Origin of the sequence: Streptomyces sp. NRRL S-495 (assembly GCF_000966955.1) — a bacterium.
Classification (GTDB): Bacteria; Actinomycetota; Actinomycetes; order Streptomycetales; family Streptomycetaceae; genus Kitasatospora; species Kitasatospora purpeofusca.
The window spans coordinates 1-4,333 of sequence record NZ_JZWY01000056.1 but is presented as its reverse complement, the minus strand read 5'-3'; the positions used below and the strand labels follow the sequence as shown (position 1 = coordinate 4,333).

3 protein-coding genes and 2 pseudogenes are annotated in these 4,333 nt (G+C 74.7%); all 5 read right to left on the bottom strand.

The genetic code is table 11. The features are described from left to right. Nucleotides 1–404: 404 nt before the first annotated feature. Nucleotides 405–823 (bottom strand): annotated as a pseudogene (locus tag VR45_RS04300) (type II 3-dehydroquinate dehydratase). Nucleotides 824–831: 8 nt separating this feature from the next. After that, the gene (gene aroB / locus VR45_RS04295; RefSeq protein WP_045938329.1) at nt 832–1,923 is read right to left on the bottom strand and encodes a 3-dehydroquinate synthase; all 1,092 of its coding nucleotides are present in this window, start codon (nt 1,921–1,923) and stop codon (nt 832–834) included. Continuing rightward, the gene (locus tag VR45_RS04290) at nt 1,916–2,437 is read right to left on the bottom strand and encodes a shikimate kinase (protein WP_045938328.1); all 522 of its coding nucleotides are present in this window, start codon (nt 2,435–2,437) and stop codon (nt 1,916–1,918) included. The genes aroB and VR45_RS04290 overlap by 8 nt, the downstream gene beginning before the upstream one ends. After that, the gene (gene aroC, locus VR45_RS04285; protein WP_078896222.1) at nt 2,434–3,618 is read right to left on the bottom strand and encodes a chorismate synthase; all 1,185 of its coding nucleotides are present in this window, start codon (nt 3,616–3,618) and stop codon (nt 2,434–2,436) included. The genes VR45_RS04290 and aroC overlap by 4 nt, the downstream gene beginning before the upstream one ends. Nucleotides 3,619–3,887: 269 nt before the next feature. Beyond that, nucleotides 3,888–4,333: pseudogene (locus VR45_RS04280) on the bottom strand (shikimate dehydrogenase); the annotation flags it as partial.

The window sequence follows — 4,333 nt, the reverse complement described above, 5'->3', positions numbered from 1 at the left end:
AGGCCGGCGGAGGGCCGGACACGGGCACCGGGGCGGGCGCGGGGCCGGGTGGAGGGGACGGGAGCACCGGCAGCGGAACGGTCGGCGGCCCCGAGGCGTCGGTCGAGGCGGCCACCGGAACAACCCCCGGCACGGCCATCGGAACGGCCATCGGAACGACCACCCGCGCGGCCACCGGAAGAACGACCGGCCCGGCCCCCGGAACAGGCACCGTCCCGGCCGCCACCGGATACCCCGGCACCGGCGGGGCGACGGGACGTGGGGGGACGGATCCACCCCCGGCGTACTGCGTCACGGCACCTCCCGACTTCCTTCAGCGGGACACTACACGGCGGTGCGGCGGTGGACACAGCCCACCGCCGCACCGCCACCGGCCACCGGCCGGGCCCGGCCCCGAGGCGCCGTCAGCCCGCGGCGAGCTGCTCGGCGAGCGCCCGCAGGGCCAGCCGATCCCGAACCCGGCGATCGTCCCGGAGGCCACCGCGGCGATCACCGAGGTGTGCCGGAAGGTCTCCCGGGCGTACGGGTTGGAGATGTGCACCTCGACCAGCGGCGCGGTGCGCTGCGCGGCGGCGTCCCGCATCGCGTACGAGTAGTGGGTGAACGCGCCCGGGTTGATCACCACCGGCACCCGGCCGTCGGCGGCCTCGTGCAGCCACTCCACCATCTGCTGCTCGGAGTTGGTCTCGTGCACCTCGACCTCGAAGCCGAACTCCTTGCCGAGCGCGGTGCAGCGCTCGACCAGCCCGGCGTAGGAGGTGGCGCCGTAGACGTCGGGCTCGCGGCTGCCCAGTCGGCCCAGGTTGGGGCCGTTGAGCACCATCACCCTGGTCACCCGGACACCTCCGCGTAGGCGGCCACCAGCAGCGACGGGTCGGGGCCCTCCAGCACGGAGGTCTTGGCGAGGCCGTCCAGCACGATGAAGCGGATCAGGTCGCCGCGCGACTTCTTGTCGATCTTCATGGCGTCCAGCAGCTTCGGCCAGGCGTCCGCGCGGTAGGTGAGCGGCAGACCGACGGAGGCGAGCACCGAGCGGTGCCGGTCGGCGGTCTCGTCGTCCAGCCGCCCGGCGAGGCGGCCCAGCTCGGCGGCGTACACCATGCCGATCGAGATCGCCGCGCCGTGCCGCCACTTGTACCGCTCGTTGCGCTCGATGGCGTGGCCGAGGGTGTGGCCGTAGTTGAGGATCTCGCGCTGCCCGGACTCCTTGAGGTCCCCGGAGACCACATCGGCCTTGACCTGGATGGCGCGGCGGATCAGCTCGACGGTGTGCGGCCCGGCCGGGGTCCTGGCACCCTCGGGGTCGGCCTCGATCAGGTCGAGGATGACCGGGTCGGCGATGAAGCCGCACTTGATGACCTCGGCGAGCCCGGAGACGTAGTCGTGCTTGGGCACGGTCTCCAGGGTGCCGAGGTCGGCCAGCACGCCCACCGGCGGGTGGAAGGCGCCGACCATGTTCTTGCCCTCGGCGATGTTGATGCCGGTCTTGCCGCCGACCGCCGCGTCGACCATGCCGAGCAGCGTGGTGGGCATGGAGATCCAGCGCACCCCGCGCAGCCAGGTGGCGGCGACGAAGCCGGCCAGGTCCGTGGTGGCACCGCCGCCGAGACCGACGACGACGTCGCTGCGGGTGAACCCGGTCTGCCCGAGCACCGACCAGCAGTACGCGGCCACCTCGGCGCTCTTCGCCTCCTCGGCGTTCGGCACCTGCAGCGCGATCGCCTCGTAGCCCTCGCCGGCCAGGTCCTCGCGGACGGCGTCGGCGGTGGCGGACAGCGCCTCCGGGTGGATGATCGCGACCCGCTTGGCGCGGGTCCCGATCAGCGGGGACAGCTCACCGAGCAGCTGGTGCCCGATCAGCACGTCGTACGGGTCGTGGCCGGCGCTTCCGCCGACGTGGATCCTGACGGTGGTGTCAGTCATGGGGGGTCTTCAGCTCCAGTGCTTCCAGTACGGCGTCCGCGACCTGCTCGGGGGTGCGGCCGGCGGTGTCGACGACGGCGGTGGCCACCTCCAGGTAGAGGGGGCGGCGGGCCTCCATCAGCTCGCGCCAGCGGGCCCGCGGGTTGACCGCCAGCAGCGGGCGCGGGGCGTCCAGGCCGACCCGCTTGACCGCGTCGGCGAGCGGGACCTCCAGGAACACCACCGGCAGGTCGCGCAGCAGCTCCCGGGTCGGCCCGGCCATCACCGCGCCGCCGCCGAGCGCCAGCACCCCGGCGTGGGTCCCGGCCGCGGCGCGCACGGCCGCCTCCTCCAGCTTGCGGAAGTGCGGCTCGCCCTCGTCCACGAAGATGTCCGGGATCGGCTTGCCGGCCCGCGCCTCGATATCGGCGTCGGTGTCCCGGAAGCCCACGCCGAGGCGCTCGGCGACGACCTGCCCGACGGTGGACTTGCCACTGCCGGGCGGGCCGACCAGCACGAGGACCGGAGTGGTCATCGGACGATCAGGTTGTCGAGGTAGCTCCGCACGTTGCGCCGGGTCTCCGACACGTGGTCGCCACCGAACTTCTCGTTCACCGCGTCGGCGAGCACCAGGGCGACCATCGCCTCGGCGACGATGCCTGCCGCCGGCACCGCGCAGACGTCGGAGCGCTGGTGGTGCGCCTTGGCGGGCTCACCGGTGCGCACGTCCACGGTGCGCAGCGCGCGCGGGACGGTCGCGATCGGCTTCATCGCGGCGCGCACCCGCAGCAGCTCGCCGGTGGACAGACCGCCCTCGGTGCCGCCGGAGCGGCCGGAGACGCGCTTGGCGCCGTCGGGGCCCGGCACGATCTCGTCGTGCGCCTGCGAGCCGGGGACACGGGCGAGGTCGAAGCCGTCGCCGACCTCGACACCCTTGATCGCCTGGATGCCCATCAGCGCGGCGGCCAGCCGGGCGTCGAGGCGGCGGTCCCAGTGCACGTGCGAGCCGAGGCCGACCGGGACGCCGTAGGCGAGGACCTCGACGACGCCGCCGAGGGTGTCGCCGTCCTTGTGGGCCTGGTCGATCTCGGCGACCATCGCCTTCGACGCGTCGGCGTCCAGGCAGCGCACCGGGTCGGCGTCCAGCTTCGCCTCGTCGGAGGGCAGCGGCAGCACCCCGGCCGGGGCCTTGGCGGCGGCCAGCTCGACCACGTGGCTGACGATCTCGATGCCGCAGGTCTCCTTGAGGTAGGCGCGGGCGACGGCGCCGAGCGCGACCCGGGCGGCGGTCTCGCGGGCGCTGGCGCGCTCCAGGATCGGGCGGGCCTCGTCGATCGAGTACTTCTGCATGCCGGCCAGGTCCGCGTGGCCGGGGCGCGGGCGGGTCAGCGCCTCGTTGCGGCCGAGACCGGCCAGCACCTCGGGGTCGACCGGGTCGGCCGACATGACCTGCTCCCACTTCGGCCACTCGGTGTTGCCGACCATGACGGCCACCGGGCTGCCCATGGTGAGCCCGTGCCGGACGCCACCGAGGAAGGTCACCTCGTCCTGCTCGAACTTCATCCGTGCGCCGCGACCGTAACCGAGCCGGCGGCGCGCCAGGGCGTCGGCCACCACCGCGGTGGTGACCGGTACACCGGCGGGCAGGCCCTCCAGCGTCGCGACGAGTGCGGGGCCGTGCGACTCCCCCGCCGTCAGCCAGCGCAACGTACCCAACGGAGCTCCTTCATCAGCGGACCGGCGCGGGGCTGCCGCACCCGTCCGGGCGTGCCTTCTCTCCCCGAATCCTTTCATGCCGAACGGCCGACCGGACCTGGAGTCCGATCACCGGACAGCATTCGGCCGACCGGCGGACGGGAATGGCCGGTCACCGCGGGGCCGTCGGCCCGCCGGTGGGACGCCGCCACACCCCGGGCACAGTACGGACACGGTGGGCACACCGCGGACGCACACCGTCCGTGCACCACCCACGGCGCGGGCGGCGGTCAGCCCGTCGCGAGCGCCGCCTCGCCGGCCGCGCGGATCGCCGCCAGCGGACCGGGGGTGCGCCCGGTGAAGAGCTCGCTCTGCAGTACCGCCTGGTGCACCAGCAGGTCGAGGCCGCCCAGCACGGTCGCCCCGCGGTCCGCGCAGGCGGCGGCCAGCGCGGTCGGCCACGGGTGGTACAGCACGTCGAACAGCGCGCCCGGCCCGGCGGTCAGCCCCGCGGCGAAGGCGTCGGTCGCCCCGGCCGGGGTGGTGGCCACGGTGAGCGGATGGGCCAGCGCCTCGGCGCCGCGCTCCCAGTCGGCGGTGCGCACCGCCACGCCGAGCCGTTCGCCCAGCGCGGCCATCTCCCGGGCCCGCTCGGGGGTGCGGACGTAGACGGTCACCTCGCGGGCGCCGAGCCGGGCCAGCGCGGCCAGCGCCGAGGAGGCGGTGGCCCCGGCGC

What these genes read in the sequence shown, in the direction of transcription:
- aroB (WP_045938329.1), bottom strand. Translation starts at nt 1,923, where the DNA reads ATGACTGACACCACCGTCAGGATCCACGTCGGCGGAAGCGCCGGCCAC.
- VR45_RS04290 (WP_045938328.1), bottom strand. Translation starts at nt 2,437, where the DNA reads ATGACCACTCCGGTCCTCGTGCTGGTCGGCCCGCCCGGCAGTGGCAAG.